Raw genomic sequence first — 22,748 nt, 5'->3', positions numbered from 1 at the left:
GATTCGAATGCGGGCAGCGCAATGTTGCGCATTGTCTGCTGCTCTAGCCTACCCGAGCGTCAAACGGAATCGGCCACGCAAGCCGTCGTCCACATAGCCGGAATCCCCGACGCCGGTTGTCTCCGCCGCGCCTAGCGTGGGTTCCAAACGCCGATGCGGGAAAGGATTCTTCTCCGATGATGCTGCACTGCACCCTGGCTGCGGCCCCGGGGTCCGCGCTGGCGTCCGGGCCCTTGGAATTGGCCGTCGAAGTGCCGGAGGGTTGCCCCGGCGCGGAACTCCAGGCGGCAATCTCCCGGCGTTTCGGGACGGGGGAACTGACAGTGGGGCGGGTCCCGCTCGCTGCCTTGAGGGTCGGCCAGGACCCTCTCGTGCAGGGCGCCGTCGTGGTGGACGGCGCCGCACCGGCCGCCGCCCTGGACCGGACACCGCTCGTCCTTGCCGTGCACGGCGGGCCAGGTGCCGGCTTGATATTTCCGTTGCGGCGCGGGCGGTTCCGGATCGGCCGCGCCGGCACCGAGGTCCTGATTCCGGATGCCGAATTGTCCCGCGAGCATGCCGAGCTGGAGGTCACGGATTCCGCCGTCACCCTCCTCGATCTCGGGAGTGCCAACGGGGTCAGCGTCGATGGACGGAAGGTGCACGCGGCGGCCGTCTCGACAGACTCCCTGATTGAGTGCGGCAGCTCGTCGATGTCCCTTGTTTTCCGCGGCAGCCTGGACGCCGGGATCCCGGCCACTGCAGGCTCCGACGTCTCGGCGCCGTTATCGGTCAGCAATCCCATGGTGCACGGCAACAGGGCGGCCCTGGTGCTTGCCGCGGCCCTGCCGCTCGGCATCGGAGTCGGCCTGGCCATCCTGACGGGACTGTGGGTCTTCCTGGCCTTCACAGCCGTGTCGGCCGTGTCGGTCCTGGTGCCCGCCGTGACGGGCAGACGGCAGCGCCGCGAACTGCGGGCCGCCGTCGCCGCTGCAGCTTTTGAGGACAAGGAACGACGACGACGGGCCGCGCCCTCCGCGGGTGAGCTGTCCCTGCGGGGTTCATTGGCTGTCCCCGGGCCGGCCGATGTTCCTGCCGAGGCCGTACCCGTCTGGCTACGGCTCGGACGGGCACCCCAGGACGCGAATATCCGGCTGGAACCGCCGGATCCCGGCTTCCGGCCACCGCCGCTTGGAATGGTTCCGGTGACCCTTGATCCCGGGACGACCGTGGCCACCTTTCGCGGTCCCGCAGACGCTGTGGCCGGGCTGGCCAGGTCCGTCGTGATGCAGCTTGCCTGTTACCCGGCGGCCCGGCGGACCAGGCTGGTTATCCACGGTCCCACCCCGCAGCTGCTGGCCGCGCGTTTCCTGGCAGCGGCAACGCTTTCCATGCATGAGGCCACGACCATGGAGGCCCTGGCAGCTGGCTTCGGTCCCGACTGCGGGCGCGGCGTGCTCCTGATCATCTCCGGCCGGGGAACCGCCGCGTTGCGCTCAGTGGCCGTCAGCCGGGGCTGGCAGGTCCTCGACTGCGCCGGCGATCCGGCCCCGGCTGACGGGATGGCCCTCGTCCTCAGGGAGCGCACCGCCCGGCTGTCATCTGCCCGCTCTTCGTTGGAATTCATCCCCGATCTTGTTCCGTCGAGCGTCTTCGACCGCAACTGCCGCCGGCTGGGGGCCTGGGCGCCTGCGTCAGCTTCCGGTGCGGGCAGGCCGGAAGCCCGCTCCCTGGGCGATCTTCTTCCGCTCGCGCCGGCGGACATAGCCTCGCGGTGGGCCGGGTCCGCTGGCGCTGCTGGTCTTGCCGTCCCGGTGGGCACCGGAAAGTACGGCCCCCTGCAGCTGGATCTCCAGGCTGACGGCCCCCACTTCCTGGTGGCGGGCACCACCGGGTCCGGCAAGTCAGAATTCCTCCGGACCCTGGCCGCGGCGTTGGCGGCCGCCCATTCACCGGACCGCGTCAATCTGCTGTTCATCGATTTCAAGGGCGGCTCCGGGCTGCGGCCGCTGGCCGGGCTGGTCCACTGTGTGGGGCTCCTGACCGATCTGGACGTCAACGAGGTGTCTCGCACACTGGTCTCGCTGGCGGCGGAGGTGCGCCGCCGGGAAGAGCTGCTCGCCTCGTACCGGGCCGCCGATCTCACGGCCTACGAGTCCCTTGATCCCTGCGGGCCGCCGTTGCCCCACCTGGTCCTCATCATTGACGAATTCAGGATGCTCGTTGACGAGGCGCCGGAGGCCCTGGCCGAGCTCATGCGGATTGCTGCGATCGGACGTTCCCTCGGGATACACCTCATCATGGCAACCCAGCGTCCCCAGGGCTCCGTTACCGCGGACATCCGTGCGAATGTGACCAGCTGCATCGCCTTGCGGGTCCAGTCCGAGCTGGAATCCCTCGACATCATCAACTCCCGGCTGGCGGCGGCGATTCCGATCACGAGTCCGGGCCGCGCCTACCTGGTCCGCGGAAACGAAGCGCCGGAGGAGTTTCAGACGGCGACGGTCGCCGCCCCGGGCGTCGGGTTGGTCCGCGGTCCCGCCGTGATGCTGGCGATGGAATACCTTTGCCGCCCGTCAGCAGTCGGGTCCTCCGGCCTGGCGGCCAGCACCGCGCAGCCCTCACTGGCGGCCGGCACAGCGCAGCCTTCCCTCGCGGCCAGCGAACTGGCCGCGGCAGTTGCCGCGGCCTGGGAATCCACCGGCGGGGATCCGCCGCGCCGTCCCGTCGCGGGACCGCTGCCCAAACTGCTGCTGTTCCCCCCTGACGGGAGCCGCGGGCGGATCAGGCTGGGGCTGGTGGACGTACCCGAAGAACAGCGCGTGGCCGAGTTCGGCTGGCGTCCGGCCCGCCACGGCCATTTAGGGCTGGTCCCGGGGAACAGCGGCGGCGCCGACGCCGCCCTGGGACTCATCGTGGCTCAGCTCCTCAGCTGTGATGATGAAGCACACATCTACGTACTGGATGCGGGCGGGTCATTCAGCGCGGCGGTCGACTCCCCGCGGGTCGGGGCTGTTGTGGGACTGCACGAACTCCGCCGGGCCGCGCGGCTGCTGGAGCGTGTCTGCGAGGAAATGACACGGAGGCTGGGCACCGCCCGGACGGCCGACGCACCGGCTCTCGTCCTCGCACTGTGCGGCTGGGGATCGTGGGTATCGGCGTTTCGGACCGGTCCATTGGCGTGGGCCGAAGATCTGGTCCAGGACATTGTGCGCGACGGCGCAAGGGCGGGGGTCACTGTCCTGGTAGCGGGTGAACGGGAGCTCGTGACCTCCCGGTTCTTTGCTGCCGTTCCCAACCGGATCTTCCTGCCCGCCGGCTCGACGGAGGAGGGGCGGCTTGCCTGGCCCCGGCTGCCCGCCATCGAAGCGGCTGCCGGCCGGGCAGTGGTTTTCGGGCCGCTGTCCGCCGCATCCTCTCCGTCAGGTCACGTGGCACAGCTCTTTGAGCGGTGCTCCCCCGCCACCCGGGGCGGAGCCGCTGGCGCCGTGCGGACCCGGCCGTTCCGCGTTGAGCCCCTTCCAGGTCGGGTGACAGTCGCCGACGTCCTCGCCCGGGCCGGACCTGGCGCCACGGGCGGGGGCGAGGCCCTGTCGGCCGGGGCCCGGTCAGGGTCAGGGTCAGGGTCTGGGGCAGGGTCAGGGTCAGGGTCAGGGTCAGGGTCAGGGTCTGGGTCTGGGGCAGGGTCAGGGTCAGGGTCTGGGGCAGGGTCAGCATCGACGCCTTGTCCCGCGCCCCGCCACCTGCGCCTCGGAGTCGGCGGCGACGAGCTCCTCCCCGCGGGCGTCCCGCTGCCTGCCGGCGCCGTCCTTGCCGTCCTGGGCGGGCCCGCCTCCGGGAAGACCTCGCTGCTCTCGGCACTGCCTGGTCTCAATCCGGCCGCCAGCTGTCTCCGGGTCCCCGAGGCAGCGGATCAGGAACGGTACTGGACCCGGACCCACGAGGCCGCACTCTCGGGTGGGCTGGACCCTGCCGCGCTACTCCTGGTGGACGACCTCGATCTGCAGTCGCCCGAAACCAACGGCCAGCTGCTCCTGCTGAACACTCTCGGCTGGCGGGTGGTCCTGACTGCCGGTTTCGGCGCGGGCATCCGGCAACGCGTCCCGTTGATACAGAACGCCGCCAGCCAGGGGCGGGGCGTGCTGATCGGCCCGCGGGGGCTCATGGACGGAGAACTCTTCGGTGTCAGGTTCGAACCCGAACAGAGCCCTCCCCCGGGCCGCGCGGTGGTGATTTCAGACGGCCGCGCACGGGCGGTGCAGCTCGCGGTAGATCCCGCCGAAGACAGCCGCCGCACCAGACCGGAACCTGGACCCGGACGCGGATCTTGACAGTGGCCTGACGGTCAGACCCCGGCTACAGGGCAGGCGGTGCGCCGCCGGCGCGGGACGCGAACGCGATCACACGCTTGTCGAAGAGCACAACGATGGCCACCACCGCCGGCAGCAGCATGGCCAGGCCCACCCAGGGGTACCCGCCCGTCATGGTTGGAAAGCCGATCGTGAGCGTGAAGAGCTGCGCCACCAGCGCGCCGGCACGAGGCCAGCGGTATCCGCGGAACAGGTAAACGGCCACGGCGAAAAGCCACGCGGAGAAGGCCAGCAGGAGTCCCAGAGTGAACACTGCGCCCCAGAAGGAGAGCACCGGGGCGCCGGAGAGCAGTTGGCTCCCGTACCAGACTGCCGCCACGAGCAGCGCCGCCGCCTCCAGTGCCACGACGGTCGAAATCACCAGGATCCCCGCGGGCCGCAAGGCAGTCCCGCCGCTCGCTCCCGCAGGGGCTCCGGCGGGGTCGCCGTCGCGGTTGCCGGCAGCTTCGGAGGGGTTCTCAGAGTCTCTTGACACACTGGCACAGTACCGGACATAGTCGTCTAGATGTGAGGGCGCCGCCAGCCAATGTGATGCATCGCTCACGATCCCAAGGCATTTTGCAGCCAATTACCCCTTGTTTACGCAGCGTTAACATGACACGCTTAATCCAGATGACCGAGGGGGCCCCAGAGGGCCCCTTTCTTATGAAGCCTCTAGTGAATAATTTCACAAAGGCATTTCAATGAGTGCCCAGGAAATGGAGTAACTGATCAGCATGGATTGGCGTAACCGCGCAGCGTGCCTTGACAAGGACCCGGAGCTTTTCTTCCCCGTAGGAAACACCGGTCCTGCCCTCCTGCAGATCGAGGAAGCAAAAAGTGTTTGCCGTCGATGCCCCGTTGTCGACACCTGCCTGCAGTGGGCGCTGGAGTCCGGCCAGGATGCCGGCGTCTGGGGCGGCATGAGCGAAGACGAGCGCCGCGCCCTGAAACGCCGCGCAGCCCGCGCCCGCCGCGCCTCCTAGCTCCAGGATTCCTGAAGCCGGCCCGCCGGCGGTCCGTTTACCGCGGCAGGACAGCACTGGCCGCAGACCAAAGGTCTGCGGCCAGTGCGCGTTAAGCCGCCGTCCCTGCTACCGGGTGGCCAGGCTCAGGACAATCTGGACGGCGGTTCCGCCGCCCTCCCGCGCACTCCACTGGATGCTGCCGCCCAGTTCGCTGGTCACCAGGGTGCGCACGATCTGCAGGCCGAGCCCTTCCACATACGGAGTGGCGGGGATGCCGACACCGTCATCCGCCACCGTCACGGTGAGCAACTCGTCACCGTCCTCGCTTTCGGAGCGGTCCGCGATCAGCCAGACGGTTCCGGTCCGGCCCTCCAGGCCATGCTCGACAGCGTTTGCCACCAGCTCGTTGATGACCAGGGCCAGCGGGGTGGCAAAGTCACTCGGCAGCTCGCCGAAGAGTCCGGAGCGTGCCGTCTTCACTTGCTGTGACGGGGAAGCCACTTCGGCCGAGAGCCGGAACTGGCGGCCGATGAGCTCATCGAAGTCGACGCTTTGGGTCAGGCCCTGGGACAGCGTCTCGTGCACGAGGGCAATCGTGGCCACCCGCCGCATCGCCTGCTCGAGCCCCTGTTTCGCCTCGTCGCTGACCATCCGCCGTGACTGCATCCGCAGCAGGGCAGCGACGGTCTGCAGGTTGTTCTTCACCCTGTGGTGGATCTCGCGGATCGTGGCGTCCTTCGTGACAAGTTCCATCTCCCGCCGCCGCAGCTCCGAGACGTCCCGGCAAAGCACCAGGGCGCCAAAGCGGTGCTGTTCGTCGCGCAGGGGGATCGCCCGCAGCGACAGGCTGACCCCGCGGGACTCGATTTCACTGCGCCACGGCATGCGTCCCGTGACCACCAGCGGCAGGGTCTCGTCCACCATGCGGCGGTCCTTCAGCAGGCCTGCGGTCACCTCGGCCAGGCTCCGGCCCTCCAGTGACTCGCCGTCGCCGAGCCGGCGGAACGCCGAGACCCCGTTGGGGCTCGCGTACTGGACGATGCCCTCGGCATCGAGCCTGATCAGGCCGTCACCGACGCGGGGCGCGCCGCGGCGCGAACCGGTGGGCGAGGCAAAGTCCGGCCAGAGTCCCAGCGTCCCCATCCGCAGCAGATCGTACGCGCATTGCCGGTAGGTCAGCTCCAGCCGCGAGGGCATCCGCGAGCTGGAAAGGTCCATGTGGGAGGTGACGATGGCCAGCGTCCGGCCGTTGCGGACCATCGGCACGGCCTCCACCCGAAGGGCCATGTCGCTGCTCCAGTTGGTCTCGTTGGAGCGCTCGATCGTGCGGCTCTCCCACGCTTTGTCCACCAGCGGCTTCAGATCGGACCGGATCCCCTCCCCCACGAAGTCGGCATGGAACACCGTATGCGTGGTGGAGGGGCGGACGTGGGCCAGGGCCACGTAGCCGAAGTCCGGGTGCGGAAACCACAGCGCCAGGTCCGCGAACGCCAGGTCCGCGACCATCTGCCAGTCCCCGACGAGCAGGTGCAGCCACTCGGCATCCCCCGGCCCGAAATCAGCATGCTCCCTGATAGGGTCCGTAAAGATTGCCACAGCACCTCCATTTGCGACGCGGGCAGCGTGAGCTGCTAGCGTCGAACGATTGACCTCAAGAGCCTCAATGCTACCGACAGCGAGGCCATGTCATCGGCCTCGAGGGCGTTCACCTCGTCAAACATGCTCTTCGCGCGGTCCAGCTGCTCGACGTTCTGGCTCTCCCAGGCGGCAAGCCGCTCCTCCGCCGGCATTTGTGCCGGCGTTGCCCCGAGCACCGCCGTCGTCATGTCCGAAACGGTCGAGTAGAGATCGTCACGGAGGGCCGCCCGGGCCAGCGCCTGCCAGCGGTCCCTCCTGGGCAGCTTCGTGATGCGCTCCAGCAGGGAGTCGGCGTGGAAGCGGTTGAACACCGTGTAGTACACATGAGCGATGTTCTCCACGGGTTCCGGGCTGACGTGGACGATCTTGGCGATGTCGAGCAACACAAAGCTCTCGAACAGTTCCGCCCAGCGGTGGGCCAGATCCTCCGGCAGTTCCCAACCGCGCGCCTTTTCCAGCCAGTCGGACACCCGGGCGCGGTCGTCGCCGCGCAGGTAGTCCAGCAGGCGGGCCCGCATGGGATCCATCAGCGGTTTGAACTCGCCCACGATTTCGGCGATGGGGCGGGAGGCATTGCCCTGGCTCAGGACCCACCGCACGGCGCGGTCCAGGAGCCGGCGGATGTCCAGGTGGACGGTGCTCCAGTGCTCCGTGGGGAAAGAGGCGGGCAGCTCGTTGAGTTTCCCGACCATGATCTGCAGTTCGTAGACTTCACGGAGCGCCACAAAGGCCTTGGCGACGGCAGCCTCGGTGGCCGAGGTCTCTTCCATGGCCCGGAACGCGAAGGTGATGCCGCCCATGTTGATCATGTCGTTCGCCACCACCGTGGCGATGATTTCGCGCCGCAGCGGGTGGGTGTCGAGTTCGGCGTCGAACCTGTCCCGCAACTGCTGCGGGAAGTAGGCCCGCAGGGTTTGCCGGAACCACGGGTCCTCGGACAGGTCGCTGTCCCTCAGTGCCGAGGCGAGTTCGATCTTGGCGTAGGCCGCCAGGACGGACAGCTCCGGCGAGGTCAGACCCTGGCCCTGTTCCAGCCGCTCGCGCAGCGTTTCAGTGGTCGGCAGCGCTTCCAGATCGCGCTTGAGGTCCGCGGACTTCTCCAGCCAGTCCATCAGGCGTTCGTAGCTGGGGCTCCATTCGGAGACCTTCATCCGGTCATTGAGCAGCAGGATGTTCTGGTCGATGTTGTCCTCCAGCACGAGCCGGCCGACTTCGTCGGTCATCGATGCCAGGAACTCCGAACGCTCCGCCGGATCCAGCTTCCCCGCGGCAACCATCCGGTCCACGAAGATCTTGATGTTGACCTCATGGTCGGAGCAGTCCACGCCGGCGGAGTTGTCGATCGCGTCGGTGTTCAGGATGACGCCCTGCAGTGCCGCCTCAATCCGGCCGCGCTGCGTCATGCCGAGGTTTCCGCCTTCACCGACCACCTTCACCCGCAGTTCGCGGCCGTCAACGCGGATGGAGTCATTGGCCTTGTCACCGACCTGGGCGTTGGTTTCCGTGCTGGCCTTGACGTAGGTGCCGATGCCGCCGTTGTACAGCAGGTCCGCCGGGGCGAGCAGGATCGCGCGCAGCAGTTCGGGCGGGCTGAGCCGGGTGGTCCCGTCGGGCAGGCCCAGCGCGGACCTGACCTGGTCCGAGACCGGGATGGACTTCGCCTGGCGGGCGAAGACACCGCCGCCCTCGCTGATCAGTGTCTTGTTGTAGTCATCCCAGGAGGACCGGGGCAGCTCGAAGAGCCGCTGGCGCTCGGCGAAGGACACGGCCTCGTCCGGGGTGGGATCGAGGAAAATATGCCGGTGGTCAAACGCCGCGAGCAGCCGGATGTGCTTGGACAGCAGCATGCCGTTGCCGAACACGTCGCCGGACATGTCGCCGACGCCGACCACGGTGAACGGCTCGGACTGCGTGTCCAGGTCCAGCTCGCTGAAGTGGCGCTTGACGGACTCCCACGCGCCGCGTGCGGTGATGCCCATGGCCTTGTGGTCGTAACCGACCGAGCCGCCGGAGGCGAAGGCATCGCCGAGCCAGAAACCGTATTCCGCGGCGAGACCGTTGGCGATGTCGGAGAAGGACGCCGTGCCCTTGTCGGCCGCGACGACGAGGTAGGAATCGGCGTCGTCGTGCCGGACGACGTCGGCCGGCGGCACCAGCTGCTCCCCCTCCTGCGTCGTGACGAGGTTGTCGGTGACATCCAGCAGTCCGCGGATGAACGTCTTGTAGCTCTCAACGCCCTCCGCCATCCACGCGGTGCGGTCTGCTGCCGGGTCCGGGAGTTGCTTGGCGTAGAAACCGCCCTTGGCGCCGGTAGGCACGATCACGGCGTTCTTGACCGTCTGGGCCTTGACCAGGCCGAGGATTTCGGTGCGGAAATCCTCGCGCCGGTCCGACCAGCGCAGCCCGCCGCGGGCGACCTTGCCGAAGCGCAGGTGCACACCCTCGACGCGGGGCGAGTAGACCCAGATCTCGAACATGGGCCTGGGGAACGGCAGTCCCTCGATGGCGGCCGGGTTCATCTTGAAACTGAGGTGCGGTTTGTTCTGGAAGTAGTTGGTCCGCAGCGTCGCCTGGATCAGGTTCTTGAAGGTGCGCAGCACACGGTCGGCGTCGAGGGTCGCGACCTTGTCGATCGCTGCGTCCAGTGTGGTGAGGATCTCGTCCTGCCTGATCCGGCGTGCCTCCTCGCCGAGGGAGGGATCGAAGCGGGCCTCGAACAGGGCGCTGAGTCCGCGGTTGACATCGGGGTTGGCCAGCAGGGTGTCGGCCAGGAATCCGTAGGAGTTGGTATTGCCCATCTGGCGCATGTACTTGGCGTAGGCGCGCAGCACGACGACCTGGCGCCAGTGCATTCCCTCGCGCAGCACCAGCCGGTCGAAGCTGTCCGACTCCACCGCACCGGACACCGCGGCGCCGAAGGAGTCGGCGAGCAGCTGCCCGGTCTTGAGCGGGTCCACCCCGGCCGGGTACTTCAGGCCCAGGTCATAGAGGAAGAAGTCGCGGTGGTCCGCAGTTTCGATCTCGAACGGGCGTTCGTCCAGGACCTCAAGGCCCAGGTTGTGGAAGTAGGGCAGGATCTGGCTCAGGCTTTTGGGTTCGAGCATGTAGAGCTTGACCCGGGCGTCCTCTTCGAGCGTCGCGCCGGCGCCGTCGGGGAGGTAGACGTGGACGCCGGGATGTTCCGCGGCGGTTTCCTCCGCGGGCGCGGCACCGTACTTCTCGAAGCGGGCGATGTCCTCCAGGGCATCCTCCACCTCATAATCGACGCGGTAGCTCGCCGGGAAGGCCTCGGCCCAGACGGCGGCAAGTTCCATGGCTCCGTCGTCCTCGATGCCGCCGGCGCGGGCGCGCAGGACCTCGGTGATGCCTTCGCTCCACGAGCGGGCGGCGCGGACCAGCCGCTTCTCGAGATCATCGGTGTTGACGTTGCTGACGTCGGCGTTCTTCGGAAGCCTGATCCGGAAGAAGAGCCGGGCCAGCGCGGATTCGGTCATCCGCGCCTCGTAATCGATGGACACGGCGTCGAAGGTCTCGCGGAGTTCCTGTTCGATGCGCAGGCGCACGTTCGTGGTGTACCGGTCGCGCGGAAGGTAGACGAGGGCGGACATAAAGCGCCCGTAGATGTCCGGACGGAGGAACAGCCGGGTCCGGCGCCGTTCCTGCAGCCGCTGGATGCCGGTGGCGATAGCGGCCAGATCGGGGATTTCGATCTGGAAGAGCTCGTCGCGGGGGTAGGTTTCCAAGATGCCCAGGAGGTCCTTGCCGGAGTGCGAATCCGGCGGGAAGCCGGCCTCGCTCAGTACTGCGGCGACTTTCTCGCGGACCACCGGGATGTCCCGCACGGAGCCGGCGTAGGCCGTGGTGGCGAAGAGCCCGATGAAACGTCGTTCGCCGTTGACGTTGCCGGCTGCGTCGAAGCTCTTGACGCCGATGTAGTCCAGGTACGCGGAGCGGTGGACGGTGGAACGGGAGTTCGCCTTGGTGATGACAAGCGCGCGCTTTTCGCGTGCTTTTTTCCGGCCCGTCTCGGTGAGGTGCTGGATCTGGTGCGGGGTGTCGGCGCCCCCGCGCAGCAGCCCGAGGCCGCTCTCTTCCCGGGGTTCCAGGACGTCCTCGCCGGATTCGTTCTTGAGCTCGTATTCGCGGTAGCCGAGGAAGGTGAAGTTCCCGTCATCCAGCCAGCGGAGCAGCTCCTGGGCCTGGCGGAGTTCGGCAATCTGCGCGGGGTTGGCCAGCGTGTCCAGGTCCTGGGCAATCTGCAGGGCCCGGTTCCGCATCTTCGGCCAGTCTTCGACGGCGGCACGCACATCGGCGAGCACCCTTCCGATGCCCTCCAGCAGCGCCGCACGCTTCGCGTCGTCGACAAGGTCAATCTCGACGGCGATCCAGGACTCCATGTGGGAGGCGTTGTCGCCCTGGGCAATCAGGTGCGAGAGGTTGGGCATCGCGGCGGTGTCTCCGCTGGAGATGCCAAGGTGCGAAGGGACCCGGGAGACCCTGACGAGTTCGCCGCTCTCACGGTTGCGGGTCACCACGAACAGCGGATGCATCACCAGGTGGATGGGGGCTTTCTGCCGGACGAGTTCCGCATTGACCGAGTCAACGAGGAAGGGCATGTCGTCGGTGACGATGTAGACGACGCTGCGGTCGGCCTCGTCGGCGATGGTGATGCTGGCGATGCCCGGGAGACGGTTCGCCGCCGTCCGGCGGTGGGTTTCCGCCCGCGCAGCGAGCAACTCCTGGGGGTACGCCCGCGCGTCTTCTTCGGCGAGGTGCTCGTAGTAGTCCCTCAGGTAGCCTTCTTCGGCACCGATCGAAACGGGTTGATCCTCCACACTGGACCCAGACGACATCGACAAACGCCTCCAAAAAAAAGGTTCATGGCCGCTTCGTTGCGGCCCTCAAAGCGAGCCTAGCCCTTTAGCAACCGCTTCGCTGTGGAAGAAAATACAGAGGATCCACCGTTTCGCTGGACGGGTGCACAAACCAGCGCGGCAATGCCCCTCCGGAGTGCGGAATCGGGTGCGGCCTCCAGCAGGAGGGACCCCGAGAGCAGGGCCGCATCAGCCGCGGCCGGATCCGCCGGGAGGAAGGTCCCCAGCGGGACGGTAGGACCGTACCGCTCCCACGCATCGCGCAGCTGGCGCTCCGGGGAGCGTCCCACAGCCGACGGCCGGACCTTGTTCAGCACCACCTGCGGAAACGAGTTCGGGACAGCCGTTTCCAGTTCGGCCAGGCCGCGGACCAGCCTCGGGACGCCAATCGAGTCGGCCGCTCCGACGGCGAACACCGTGTCCGCCAGTTCAAGGCTCCGCAGCGTCGCGGCGTTCCGCCGCGGGGCCATCGTGTCGAAGCTCAGCTCCTCGTCGCTTTCAAGGCAGAAACCTGTGTCAATGACGGTGACTTCCATGACGTGGCGGGCGCGGGCCAGCACGAGGGAAAGTGCTGCGGCGCGGAGTTCAGTCCAGCGGTCCGCCCGGGTGATGCCGGTCAGCACGCGGAAGGTTCCCGCTCTCGTGGCCACCGGAACCGCAATCCGGAGCAGCGCCGCCGCGTCCAGGAGACCCTGGTCCGCCAGACGGCAGGCCTGCGCGAGCCCGGCCGATTCGTCCAGCAGGCCCAGCATGGCCGCGACGCTGGCACCATAGCTGTCGGCATCCACCAACAGCACCGATTTTCCCTCCGCAGCGAGTTCCGCCGCCATGTTGGCCGCCAGCATGGTCCGGCCCGGGGAACCGGCAGGCCCCCAGACCGCAATAATCCGCCCCGTGCCGGAGCCTTCCATCCCCTCCGCGGTGGCTGCGCCGGACGGACCGGGCGCGGGGCCCGCATCGGCGAAGCCGGGGCTGGCTCCCTGGCGGAGCCAGGGGTCAGCTCCTGTCAGCTGCGCGACGGACGCCGTAATGCGGCTGGCAAGTGCGGCGGCGTCGACCCCGGTAAGTTCGGCAGCCACGCCGATCCCCTGCAGCCGCAACATTTCCTCCGGACTGTCGGTCAATGCCAGGACGGCGACGCCGACGGCGGACAGCCGGTCAACCAGCGACGCGGTCAACTCCCCGCTGCCCTCCGCCACAACGGCGGCACGCGCCAGGCCCCCCTGGCAGGCGGCCAGCAGTTCTGCCAGTTCGCTGCACCTCCGGACGACGGAAACCGGCCCGTGGAGGCGCTCGAGTCTGCCGACGAGGTCTTCGCGCGAATCCCCGACGGTGACGACCGGGATGCTCATTGGCCCGCCCCTCCCGGGTTCCAGACCACGGAGATCTTCGCCTTGTTGGCCTGCGCCCCCAGCAGGTTCGGCATCTGCTGGTCCGTCACCAACACCATCACGACAGTGGACCGGGCGGACCCCAGCGAAGTGCTGCCCTGGGTGATCTGGGCGATTTCCGCACCCGGCAAGAGCAGCGTCGGCTGGCTGAAACCGTTCCGGTCATCGGGCAGTGCCACCCAGACATCCACCCTGGAGCCGGCAACCGCCTGGGCCGGCAGGGCCTCTTCGATGGTGACCCCCACGGGCTTCCGGTCCAGGCCGTCCAGCTGCCCGAGGCTCGCGCGCGGCACCAGCTGGTCCTTGCCGATTCTCTGGACGGCAACGAGTCCGTCGGCCACGCCGGCCGCAGGCGTGAGATAGTGCTGTTCGACATCGCCGAGACGGACCTTGACGCGGTTGAGTTTGTCCACGGACAGTTTTTCGCCCACCGCGATCGTCTCCCGTGCGGTGTAGGCCTCGGCGGTCTGGTCCGCGGCCCCGACCAAGGAGACGACGCCTGCTACCGAGGCCAGAACGAGCAGGATGCCCACGAGGAGCCTGGGGTCTTTCCAGGATGGTTTCTTCAGCCTCGCTCCGCCGCCCACCGTGGTCACACCCATGCGCCCGCTCCCCCTGTAGTCGCCCCCCGGTACTGGCCGGGCACCATCATTGTTACGCCTTCCCGCCCGGACCGGAAGACTCGGGGACAAAGAAGTGCAAACTGTGGATATCTGCCTCAGAGGGGGTCATCGGTGGCAAAATGGACTCATGCCCCGATTCCTGACCCTTGCCGATGTAGCAGAGCAGCTCCAGATCAACGCCCCGGCTGCCTATGCGCTCGTGCGGAGCGGTGAGCTCAAGGCCATTCAGGTCGGCGGACGGGGCCAGTGGCGGGTCGAGGAGAAGATGCTCGAGCAGTACATCGAGGAACGGTACGCGGAAGCAAGCCGGATGATCGAAGAGGCAAAATCCAAGACCCGCTGAACCCGGCATGCCGGGTGGAGCTGCCGCCGTTCTCCCGCCGGAAGTCCGGCACCTAGCCGCCCGGGGTCCTGGCCGACCTGATCCCGGCCAGCGCGGCGAAGGGAATGGTCGCCACCTGCCGGACATTCGCCGCTCGCCGCTCCTCGCCGTCCCCGGTGACCGCCAGGTCAAGGTAGTCGCGCCCCACCCGGTCAATGACCCCGTGGAGCACCGACTCTCCCGCCGAGCCGCCGGAAATCAGCACTGCCAGGCTGACCCGGTCCCGGGCCAGCCCCCGCAGGGCGCTGGCGAGGCCAAGCCCCTGCCGGACCTTGGACGGCTCCGTCACGGCGAGCCGTGAGAGCCCGAGATAGCGGACCGCGGAGGCGTAGGGAACCAGCACCTGATGCATGGGCTCATCCAGCACGAGCGCTTGGCTTCCCGCGTGGCTCAAGGTCCCCTCGAAGGTTGATCCCGAGGCAAGCTGCACCACCAGCAGCAGCCCCAGTGAGCCGCGAAGCCGATCCGCGAGCTCCACCGCCGCCGACTCCGTGCGCGTCCGCTCAGTGATTTCAGCGTCGAGATCCAACCGCTCACTGGCAGCCATTTGGGTCTCCAGATCGGAAAAGAGGGCATCCCAGCGCATGGCGCCAGCGTAGGCGCGCCTTTCCCGGCGGTCAATCCGCAAACCGCAAAAAACGGTCCTAGACAAAAGAGCGCCGATGGGATCAAACTAGGCCTAAGAGCAGTAAACGGTATCAAACAACATCAAATACCTTTAAATGACGACACGGTACCTTTCATTCAGGCGGCAAGGGAGCAGCGAGGCGGACCATGGCTGAGGCATCTGTACCGGAACGCGGTGACCGCGGTGTGGTTCCCGCCGATGCGGCCATGGCCGCCGCCGTCCTGCTGCTGGGCGTGTTTCTCGCCGGGACAGGAGGAAACATCGTCAGACGCTGGCAGTCCTCCTCGGCACGGCACCAGTCCGTGGGGTTCGAGGACCAGATCGGCATGGCCGCGAATACAGCCGGGCTGATCGTGATCGTCTGGTGGGCCATGTCCTTTGCTATTGCCGTCGTGGCGGCGCTCCTCGAACGCTGCGGGAAGCTCCGCGCCGCCTCGGCCACCGGAAAGTTCACTCCCGCCTTCATGCGCCGCCTCGCCCTGTCCGCGGTCGGACTTCAGCTGATCACCGCTCCGCTCGCCACCGCTTCAACCCTGCCGGACCTGCCCGGGATGGCGTTCGGCTCGCCGGCAGCATCCGCCGGATGGACTCCGGCGCAGGTCCCGGGCAGGACCGGAGCTCCCCCGCCGTCCTCCGGACCGGGGCCTGCGCCCGGCGCGCCGGCCACCGCCCCACCCGCTGCCCCGGCCATCGCGAATCCGCAGTGGCGGCCGCTCAGCCCGGTCGTCGAACCCGGACCGCTGGCGGGACGCCCCTTGCGGCACCAGCATCCCGCGGGCCAGGGAGCTGAGGTGACAGTGCGCCCCGGCGACTCCCTGTGGAGCCTGTCCGCAGCCCGGCTGGGACCTTACGCCTCCGATGTCGACATCGCTCTGGACTGGCCCCGCGTCTACCAGGCCAACAGGGACACCATCGGCGGCAACCCCCACCTGTTGCGACCCGGCCAGGTGCTCAGGCTTCCGCCCGGACCCTGACATTGCAGACCCGGACCCTAAGACGCACTCCGCGGCACGACACCGACAGCTCCCCCGGAACGCATCCGGGACGACACTATCCACAGGAAGTTCCGAACCGCCATCCCAACAGCGAAGGAAGCACTATGAGCGCCATGACCAGCCGTCGCGCCGCCGCGGAAGCCCCCGCCCCCACACCTGCGCAGCTGCGTCTGGTCCCGCAAAGCACGGCACCCCCAGGACCTCCGGCAGCTCCTGCTGTTCCACCGGTGCCGCTGCGGTGGTTGGCCGACGAAGAACGCGAGATCTGCGCGATTTCCCGCGGCACGGTTCAGGCGGCCATCGAGGTCCTGGCCGGCACCCGGCCGGCGCAGCAGCTTGCCCGGCGGCTTGACGAGCGCTGCCTTGCGGCACTCCAGCACCGGGCTGCCCTGACCCGGAGGGTGCCTTGCGGGGCGTCGCCGACGGCAGGGCGGCTGCACCGCAACTCCTCCGTCCGCTCGGTCCGGGCATGCCGGGTGTCGGCGGACGTCTATGAGGCCAGCGCCGTCGTGGTCGAGGAGCAGCGGGTCCGCGCGGTCGCCCTGCGGCTGGAACGCAGCAGGCTCGTGTGGCGGGTCACCGCGCTGGAAATCGGTTGACAGCTGCCGCGTGGTGTCGGCTGCAAGCCGCTGGGGCCCGCTGAGAGGAACAACGGAAGGAGGAGACAGAAGTAATGAAAGAGGACCGGAACATGTTCCGGTCCTCTTTCATGACGGCGACTCTTTCAAGACGGCGCCTTCAGGCCTGGCGGCAGCCGGCGGTCAGTGACCGCTCCGCTAGCGCCGTTTCTTCTTGCTGGCCCGGCGCGGGCTGTCCTGGCCGGCAGAATTCGCCGGGTTCCCGGAGCGGCCCGCGGCCTTGGACTCGACGTGGGTCTCGGCTGAACCGTCCTCGCCGGGGGCCGTGTACTGCAGCTGGGCCGGCTTTTCGGGAGCCTCCAGCCCGGCGGCCCGGATCTGCGGTTCGTGATGTTCGGTGTGCTGGCCCGCGGCGTCCGCCACGACCACGTCCTCGGCCGGGGTGACCTCGACTTCGAGGTTGAACAGGAAGCCGACGCTTTCCTCCCGGATGGCCTCCATCATGGCCTGGAACATGATGAAGCCCTCGCGCTGGTATTCCACCAGGGGATCGCGCTGGGCCATCGCGCGCAGGCCGATGCCTTCCTTCAGGTAGTCCATCTCATAGAGGTGTTCCTGCCACTTGCGGCCGATCACCGACAGCACCACACGGCGCTCGAGCTCGCGCATGCTCTCATGCCCGATGGCCTCCTCGCGTGCCTGGTACACCAGGCGTGCGTCGGAGAGGATCTCCTCCCTGAGGAAGTCCACGGTGATCCGCGACTTTCCGCCGGCTTCGTCGATGAGGTCGCGCGGGGTGACACTCACCGGGTACAGGGTCTTGAGGTTGGACCAGAGGAGGTTGAAGTCCCAGTCGTCGCCGGTGCCCTCGGCGGTGGCTGCGTCGATGAACGCGTTGATCGTGTCTTCGAGGAAGAACTGGACTTTTTCGTGGAGGTCGTCGCCTTCGAGGATCCGGCGGCGGTCGCCGTAGATGGCTTCGCGCTGGCGGTTCAGGACGTCGTCGTACTTGAGGACGTTCTTCCGCTGTTCGGCGTTGCGGCCCTCAACCTGGCCCTGGGCCGAGGCGATGGCGCGTGAGACGAGCTTTGATTCGAGGGCGACATCGTCCGGCACCGAGCTGTTCATCAGCCGCTCGGCTGCGCCGGAGTTGAACAGGCGCATCAGGTCATCGGTCAGCGACAGGTAGAACCGGGACTCGCCAGGGTCACCCTGGCGGCCCGAGCGGCCCCGCAACTGGTTGTCAATCCGGCGTGACTCGTGCCGCTCGGTGCCCAGCACGTACAGGCCCCCGAGGTCGAGGACCTCCTCGTGCTCGTCCTTGACCGATTGCTTGGCCGCTTCGAAGGCTGCGGGCCACGCCGCTTCGTATTCTTCGGAGTTTTCTTCCGGATCCAGCCCGCGCTTGGCGAGTTCGGCGACCGCGGTGAACTCGGCGTTGCCGCCGAGCATGATGTCGGTGCCGCGGCCGGCCATGTTGGTCGCAACGGTCACGGCACCCTTGCGCCCGGCCTGGGCCACGATCGCGGCCTCGCGGGCGTGGTTCTTGGCGTTCAGGACCTCATGCCGGACGCCTTCCTTGGCCAGCAGCCCGGAGAGGTATTCGCTCTTCTCGACGCTGGTGGTGCCGACCAGGACGGGCTGGCCCTTGGCATGCCGTTCGGCGATGTCCTTGACGACGGCGGCGAACTTGACGGCCTCGTTCTTGTAGACGAGGTCGGGCTGGTCGATCCTCGTCATGTCGCGGTTGGTGGGGATGGCGACGACACCGAGCTTGTAGGTGCTCATGAACTCGGCGGCTTCGGTCTCCGCGGTGCCGGTCATGCCGGCGAGCTTGCCGTACATGCGGAAGTAGTTCTGCAGCGTGACCGTGGCGAGCGTCTGGTTCTCGGCCTTGATCTCGACGCCTTCCTTGGCCTCGATCGCCTGGTGCATTCCCTCGTTGTAGCGCCGGCCCGCGAGGATTCGGCCGGTGTGCTCGTCGACGATCAGCACCTCGCCGTCGAGGATGACATAGTCCTTGTCACGCTTGAAGAGTTCCTTGGCCTTGATGGCGTTGTTGAGGAAACCGATCAATGGGGTATTGGCGGACTCGTAGAGATTGTGGATGCCAAGGTAGTCCTCGACCTTTTCGATGCCTGCCTCAAGCACACCGACGGTGCGCTTCTTCTCGTCGACTTCGTAGTCCTCTTCGGGCTTGAGCCTGGTGACGACCTTGGCGAACTCGCTGTACCAGCGGTTGGTGTCCCCCTGCGCGGGTCCTGAGATAATGAGCGGCGTCCGTGCCTCATCGATGAGGATGGAGTCCACTTCGTCGACGATGGCGTAGTGGTGGCCGCGCTGGACGAGCTCGGACTTGTCCCAGGCCATGTTGTCGCGCAGGTAGTCGAAGCCGAATTCGTTGTTGGTGCCGTAGGTGATATCCGCGGCGTACTGCTCGCGGCGCAGCGCGGGGTCCTGGTTGGAGAGGATGCAGCCGCTGGTCAGGCCAAGGAACCGGTACACACGGCCCATGAGGTCCGACTGGTATTCGGCCAGGTAGTCGTTGACCGTAATGACGTGCACGCCGTTGCCCGCAAGGGCGTTGAGGTAGGCGGGTGCGGTAGCCACAAGGGTCTTGCCTTCACCGGTCTTCATTTCGGCGATGTTGCCCAGGTGCAGGGCGGCGCCGCCCATGAGCTGGACGTCGAAGTGGCGCATCCCGAGCGTACGGGAGGAGGCTTCGCGGACGGCGGCGAACGCCTCGGGCAGGAGGTCGTCGAGCTTCTCACCGTCAACATGGCGTGCGCGCAGACGGTCGGTCTCCTCGCGCAGCTCGGCGTCGGTGAAGGTCTTGAGGGAGCTCTCCAGGGCATTAATGGAATCGGCATAGTTCCGCAGTTGCCTCAGGGTCTTCTTGTCACCTGTGCGGAGAAGTTTTTCGATAAGTGATGCCACGTGAAGTTGCTCCCAGTCTCAAGCTGCCGAATTCTGGCGTATTCAGTCTACGGGAGAGACGCAGGGCCGGTTACGCCTGTTCCCTCTGAGCGGATACACGCCGTCCGGCCCCGGAGACTGCGTCCGCCAGCGCCGGCGCGAGGTCGCCTTTCGGCGAGACAACCACCCGGTCCAGTTCCAGCCACTCTGCCATGAGCTGCAGTTCCGCGGCGAGTTCGACGGCGGTGTCGGCTGGCGCGCCGGGCTCCGCGTGGGCAGCCCGCGCCAGCAGCAGGCCGTTGGTCCGGTCCGCCTTGAGGTCCACCCTGCCCACGATCCCGTCGCGCAGCAGGAAAGGCAGCACGTAGTAGCCAAAGCGGCGTTTCGGCTCCGGGGTGTAGATCTCGACGCGGTAGCGGAACCCGAACAGGTCCTCCAGGCGCTGCCGTTCAAAGACCAGCGAGTCGAAGGGACTCAGCAGTGCGCGGCCGGTGGCCGCACGCGGGAGTCTTGCCTCGACGTGCCGGTAGACGGTCTTGTTCCAGCCGGACACTGTGACCGGCAGCAGCCTGCCCGTGTCGACCAGGTGGTCCAGGGCTATGGCGGATGCCCGCATGGGCGTCCGGAAATAATCGGCAAAGCACCGCAGGGTGCCAATCCCGTGGGCTTGGGCAGCGGCATCGATCAGCCGCGCCAGCGCAGCTGCGGGGTCCGCGCCGGCCGCCGGGTCCGCGTCCGTGTCGGCGGCGGCGGCGGCTTCGGCGTCGGGACCTGCCGGCAGCCGTTCGGGCAGCACCCTGGCCGTCAGGGTGTAACGCCGTTCAAAGGAGTCCGTGCGGGACGCGGCCGAGATGAGGCCCGCTTCGAAAAGGTGTTCGAGCACCCGCTTCACAGCGTTCCAGTTCCAGCCCCAGTTGTCCTGCAGCCGCTCCTCCACGTGCCCGAGACGGGCGGTGAGTTCGGCGGCGGTCATCGGGCGGCCTGCGGCGAGCGCCTCAAGAACCCGGGCGGAGACCCCGCTGCGCAACTCGGGGTCCATGGAGTGCGCCCCCACCCATTTCCTGCTCTGCCACAGGAGAAGGTCCGGGAAGTGGACGGGACGGATGAAGCTGGCCTCGTGGGCCCAGTACTCCATCATCCGGCGGGGGTGGGTGCCTGCCATCCGCTGGAGGATGGCACGGTCGTAGTTCCCCAATCGGGAGAAGAACGGCAGGAAGTGGCTCCGGGACAAGACATTGACGGAGTCGATCTGGACCAGCTGCAGCCGGGCAAAGGTACGGCCCACCGCACGTGCTGTCACGGGTCCGGCGGGCCGCACTTTGTCCAATCCCTGGGCTGCCAGTGCAATCCGCCGGGCCTGCTTGAGGCTCAGCAATTCCTGCACGTCAGTCCCTTCGGTGGATGGTCAGAACCAGCTTATGCGCTGGCTGGCTCATCCTCGGAACGGTAGGCGATGATCTTCTCATCCAGCGGGGCCTCGCCCGGCTCGCACCTCTGGTCGAGGGAGATCACGCCGTACGTCCACCCGTCGCGGCGGTAAACGACAGAGGGCGCCTTAGTCTCCTTGTCCACGAAGAGGTAGAAGTCGTGACCCACCAGCTCCATGTTGTCGACGGCGTCGTCGAGCGTGAGGGATGCGGCGGGGAAGACCTTCCGGCGGATGAGCACCGGTGAGTCTCCGGCCGGGATATCGTTCTCGATCTCATACGGCGACTTCTCGGCGGGAGCTTCCTTGGGCTCGAGCCAGTGGTTCGCCTCTTCGTAAATGGGCTCGCTGGTGCTCGCGGGTTCCAGGGTTGCCGTCGCCTCGGTGACGGACTTGGGGGCGTGCCGGCCGTGGTGGACCTTCTTGCGGTCCTTGGCCCGGCGCAGGCGCTCCAGAAGCTTGTTGTAGGCGAGATCGAACGCGGCGAACTTGTCTGCGGCGCTGGCTTCGGCACGAATCACGGGGCCCCGGCCCAGGACGGTCAGCTCAACCGTGAGCATTTCGTCGGCCTGCCGGGCCTTGGTTTCTTTGGAAACCTTCGCGTCCACCCTCTGGACTTTGTCCCCCAGTGACGCGATCTTCGAGATCTTCTCGTCGGCGTACTCGCGGAACCGGTCCGAGACCGTCAAATTGCGTCCGCTGATCATGAACTCCATGGTGCCCTCCAAATGACTTCGGTGACACGACGGCGGCACTTCCCGGGGCTGATCTGACTGACAGTCGAGCCCCTTTCCGAGCCGCTATCGACAGGTACATCTGTTCTTGGTACCCATGTCCGACGTTAGTTCATAGCCCCCTCTTATTCATCCTTTTTTGGTTTATTTTTTTCATTTACGTGCCCCTGCCCTGCCAGCGCGCGGGCGGTGGAGCCGCCGTCGACCCTGAGCGGCGGGCGTGTCGCGGCGAGGACGACGGCGCCCCTCACCAACGCACCGGCCGCGGCCAGCGCCCGGGCCGCCTCGGCGAGCGTGGCCCCTGTGGTGAGGACATCATCGATGATGAGGCACGGCTGGCCGTTTACCTCCGGAGCAAACATCCCGCGGCGGACCCGCATGGATCCCTGCACCCGCCGCGCGCGGTCACCGCGCCCCAGCCCCTTCTGTCCGCCGGCACCTCCGGGGCGCGCGGGGAGACCGTATCCGGCCGCGGCTCGCCGGAACGTCCTGATCCCGGTCTGCGGGGCCGCCCTCCGGAGGGCATGGGCGGTGGAGAAGCCGGGGCTCCGGCTGGGTCCCGGCGCCCGGGGGCGTGCGAGCCTGCCGAGCAGCACATGGACCGGACTGAAGCCGCGCTTCCGATAGGCGCTGCTGCTGCTGGGAACCGGTACGAGCAGCAGCCCTTGGGACTCTCCGACAGCAGCCCTGATGGCACCGGCCAGGCCCTTCGACAGCACCTGCGCAAGCTGAGCCTGGCCGTGCCTCTTGAAGGACAGCACTGCCTGTGCCAGCTCCGCGCGGTAGGCGCCGGCTGCCACGACGGGAAGGAGCGCGGAGCCGTTCACGTCCATCAGGGCCGGGGCCTGCGCTTCGGCCCTGAACGGTTTGTTCATCAGCAGCCGGACCTGCCGTTCGCAGCCAACACAGAGCGCCAGGTCCTCAGCCCCGCAGCAGACGCAGTCCACCGGCGCGGCGAGTGCCACCACTTCGGCGGTTGCGGCGGCGGCCATGTCGGCCAGCCGCGCCAGCGGCCGGCGGTACCCACCGCGGTGCCTCGCCGCAGCCGGCGCCGGAGGGGCCAGGTCGGGGTCAGGGAGTTCTCTGGAGCTCCTCACAAGCCAAGGCTCCGCCCGCGCGGAAGGCCGCGGTAGGCCCTTGGGGCGCTATGTGGACAAGGTTCGCAGGAAACCTGGGACGCCAGGCGATCGGGCCGCTCGTCCGATCCCCGTCCGCGGACCTGTCATCCTCACGATCTGACCTCCATCCCCACCGCGGACGCGAAGCC

At 67.6% G+C, this 22,748-nt stretch carries 15 protein-coding genes; 5 read left to right on the top strand and 10 right to left on the bottom strand.

The annotated features are described in order from the left end of the window. The first annotated feature begins 176 nt into the window (after positions 1-176). Positions 177-4,310 carry an FtsK/SpoIIIE domain-containing protein gene (locus AC1MFL_RS15490; RefSeq protein ID WP_479810867.1) on the top strand — a complete coding sequence of 1,378 codons (4,134 nt, stop codon included), beginning with the start codon at positions 177-179 and terminating at the stop codon, positions 4,308-4,310. Positions 4,311-4,335: 25 nt separating this feature from the next. Here AC1MFL_RS15490 and AC1MFL_RS15485 read toward each other — a convergent pair whose 3' ends face one another. Further along, positions 4,336-4,824 (bottom strand): hypothetical protein, encoded by a 489-nt coding sequence (locus AC1MFL_RS15485; RefSeq protein ID WP_479810865.1) that lies wholly within the window; start codon positions 4,822-4,824, stop codon positions 4,336-4,338. A gap of 241 nt (positions 4,825-5,065) precedes the next feature. On the opposite strand from AC1MFL_RS15485, the gene AC1MFL_RS15480 reads away from it, so the two are divergent. Next, entirely contained in the window at positions 5,066-5,314 is a 249-nt protein-coding gene (locus tag AC1MFL_RS15480) for a WhiB family transcriptional regulator (RefSeq protein ID WP_003804966.1), read from the top strand. 108 nt (positions 5,315-5,422) lie between these two features. On the opposite strand, the gene AC1MFL_RS15475 is transcribed toward AC1MFL_RS15480, so the two are convergent. The 4 genes from AC1MFL_RS15475 to AC1MFL_RS15460 are packed head-to-tail and all read right to left on the bottom strand — an operon-like array spanning position 5,423 to position 13,801. After that, positions 5,423-6,892, bottom strand: a complete 1,470-nt coding sequence (locus AC1MFL_RS15475; protein WP_479810863.1) for a sensor histidine kinase — start codon at positions 6,890-6,892, stop codon at positions 5,423-5,425. A gap of 35 nt (positions 6,893-6,927) precedes the next feature. Continuing rightward, positions 6,928-11,787 carry an NAD-glutamate dehydrogenase gene (locus tag AC1MFL_RS15470; RefSeq protein WP_479810861.1) on the bottom strand — a complete coding sequence of 1,620 codons (4,860 nt, stop codon included), beginning with the start codon at positions 11,785-11,787 and terminating at the stop codon, positions 6,928-6,930. Positions 11,788-11,846: 59 nt separating this feature from the next. Beyond that, positions 11,847-13,160: a CpaE/TadZ family protein gene (locus AC1MFL_RS15465; protein WP_479810859.1), complete on the bottom strand. Its 1,314-nt coding sequence runs from the start codon at positions 13,158-13,160 to the stop codon at positions 11,847-11,849. Beyond that, complete coding sequence (locus tag AC1MFL_RS15460) at positions 13,157-13,801, bottom strand: CpaB family protein (RefSeq protein WP_479810857.1); 645 nt, start codon at positions 13,799-13,801, stop codon at positions 13,157-13,159. Before AC1MFL_RS15460 ends, AC1MFL_RS15465 begins: the two co-directional genes overlap by 4 nt. 148 nt (positions 13,802-13,949) lie before the next feature. On the opposite strand from AC1MFL_RS15460, the gene AC1MFL_RS15455 reads away from it, so the two are divergent. Continuing rightward, positions 13,950-14,165, top strand: coding sequence for a helix-turn-helix domain-containing protein (locus tag AC1MFL_RS15455; protein WP_056425852.1), 216 nt, complete (start codon positions 13,950-13,952; stop codon positions 14,163-14,165). Positions 14,166-14,217: 52 nt separating this feature from the next. On the opposite strand, the gene AC1MFL_RS15450 is transcribed toward AC1MFL_RS15455, so the two are convergent. Beyond that, positions 14,218-14,790: a hypothetical protein gene (locus tag AC1MFL_RS15450; protein ID WP_479810855.1), complete on the bottom strand. Its 573-nt coding sequence runs from the start codon at positions 14,788-14,790 to the stop codon at positions 14,218-14,220. Between the two features lie 188 nt (positions 14,791-14,978). Between AC1MFL_RS15450 and AC1MFL_RS15445 the strand changes: the two genes are divergently transcribed. Together AC1MFL_RS15445 and AC1MFL_RS15440 are read left to right on the top strand one after the other, a co-directional pair. Further along, positions 14,979-15,806: a LysM peptidoglycan-binding domain-containing protein gene (locus tag AC1MFL_RS15445; protein ID WP_479810853.1), complete on the top strand. Its 828-nt coding sequence runs from the start codon at positions 14,979-14,981 to the stop codon at positions 15,804-15,806. A 125-nt stretch (positions 15,807-15,931) separates the two neighbouring features. Further along, positions 15,932-16,426, top strand: coding sequence for an Rv3235 family protein (locus tag AC1MFL_RS15440; RefSeq protein ID WP_479810851.1), 495 nt, complete (start codon positions 15,932-15,934; stop codon positions 16,424-16,426). A gap of 177 nt (positions 16,427-16,603) precedes the next feature. On the opposite strand, the gene secA is transcribed toward AC1MFL_RS15440, so the two are convergent. The 4 genes from secA to AC1MFL_RS15420 all read right to left on the bottom strand — a co-directional run bounded on the left by secA (position 16,604) and on the right by AC1MFL_RS15420 (position 22,578). Beyond that, positions 16,604-19,342, bottom strand: a complete 2,739-nt coding sequence (secA, locus tag AC1MFL_RS15435) for a preprotein translocase subunit SecA (protein WP_479810849.1) — start codon at positions 19,340-19,342, stop codon at positions 16,604-16,606. Between the two features lie 70 nt (positions 19,343-19,412). Next, complete coding sequence (locus AC1MFL_RS15430; RefSeq protein WP_479810847.1) at positions 19,413-20,705, bottom strand: winged helix-turn-helix domain-containing protein; 1,293 nt, start codon at positions 20,703-20,705, stop codon at positions 19,413-19,415. Between the two features lie 32 nt (positions 20,706-20,737). Beyond that, positions 20,738-21,463, bottom strand: a complete 726-nt coding sequence (gene hpf, locus AC1MFL_RS15425; protein ID WP_226761455.1) for a ribosome hibernation-promoting factor, HPF/YfiA family — start codon at positions 21,461-21,463, stop codon at positions 20,738-20,740. Between the two features lie 143 nt (positions 21,464-21,606). Further along, on the bottom strand, positions 21,607-22,578 hold the full coding sequence (locus tag AC1MFL_RS15420; RefSeq protein WP_479810845.1) for a ComF family protein: 972 nt from the start codon (positions 22,576-22,578) through the stop codon (positions 21,607-21,609). Positions 22,579-22,748: the final 170 nt, after the last annotated feature.

The organism is Arthrobacter sp. BG3, from assembly GCF_056680185.1.
The sequence above is the reverse complement of the archived record's forward strand: the minus strand, read 5'-3'. Positions and strand labels throughout refer to the sequence as shown.

Excerpts from the sequence above, each read along its gene's own strand:
- AC1MFL_RS15455 (WP_056425852.1), top strand. The coding sequence starts at position 13,950 with ATGCCCCGATTCCTGACCCTTGCCGATGTAGCAGAGCAGCTCCAGATC.
- AC1MFL_RS15490 (WP_479810867.1), top strand. The coding sequence starts at position 177 with ATGATGCTGCACTGCACCCTGGCTGCGGCCCCGGGGTCCGCGCTGGCG.
- AC1MFL_RS15445 (WP_479810853.1), top strand. The coding sequence starts at position 14,979 with ATGGCTGAGGCATCTGTACCGGAACGCGGTGACCGCGGTGTGGTTCCC.
- AC1MFL_RS15460 (WP_479810857.1), bottom strand. The coding sequence starts at position 13,801 with ATGGGTGTGACCACGGTGGGCGGCGGAGCGAGGCTGAAGAAACCATCC.
- AC1MFL_RS15470 (WP_479810861.1), bottom strand. The coding sequence starts at position 11,787 with ATGTCGTCTGGGTCCAGTGTGGAGGATCAACCCGTTTCGATCGGTGCC.
- AC1MFL_RS15440 (WP_479810851.1), top strand. The coding sequence starts at position 15,932 with ATGAGCGCCATGACCAGCCGTCGCGCCGCCGCGGAAGCCCCCGCCCCC.
- AC1MFL_RS15450 (WP_479810855.1), bottom strand. The coding sequence starts at position 14,790 with ATGCGCTGGGATGCCCTCTTTTCCGATCTGGAGACCCAAATGGCTGCC.
- hpf (WP_226761455.1), bottom strand. The coding sequence starts at position 21,463 with ATGGAGTTCATGATCAGCGGACGCAATTTGACGGTCTCGGACCGGTTC.
- AC1MFL_RS15465 (WP_479810859.1), bottom strand. The coding sequence starts at position 13,160 with ATGAGCATCCCGGTCGTCACCGTCGGGGATTCGCGCGAAGACCTCGTC.
- AC1MFL_RS15480 (WP_003804966.1), top strand. The coding sequence starts at position 5,066 with ATGGATTGGCGTAACCGCGCAGCGTGCCTTGACAAGGACCCGGAGCTT.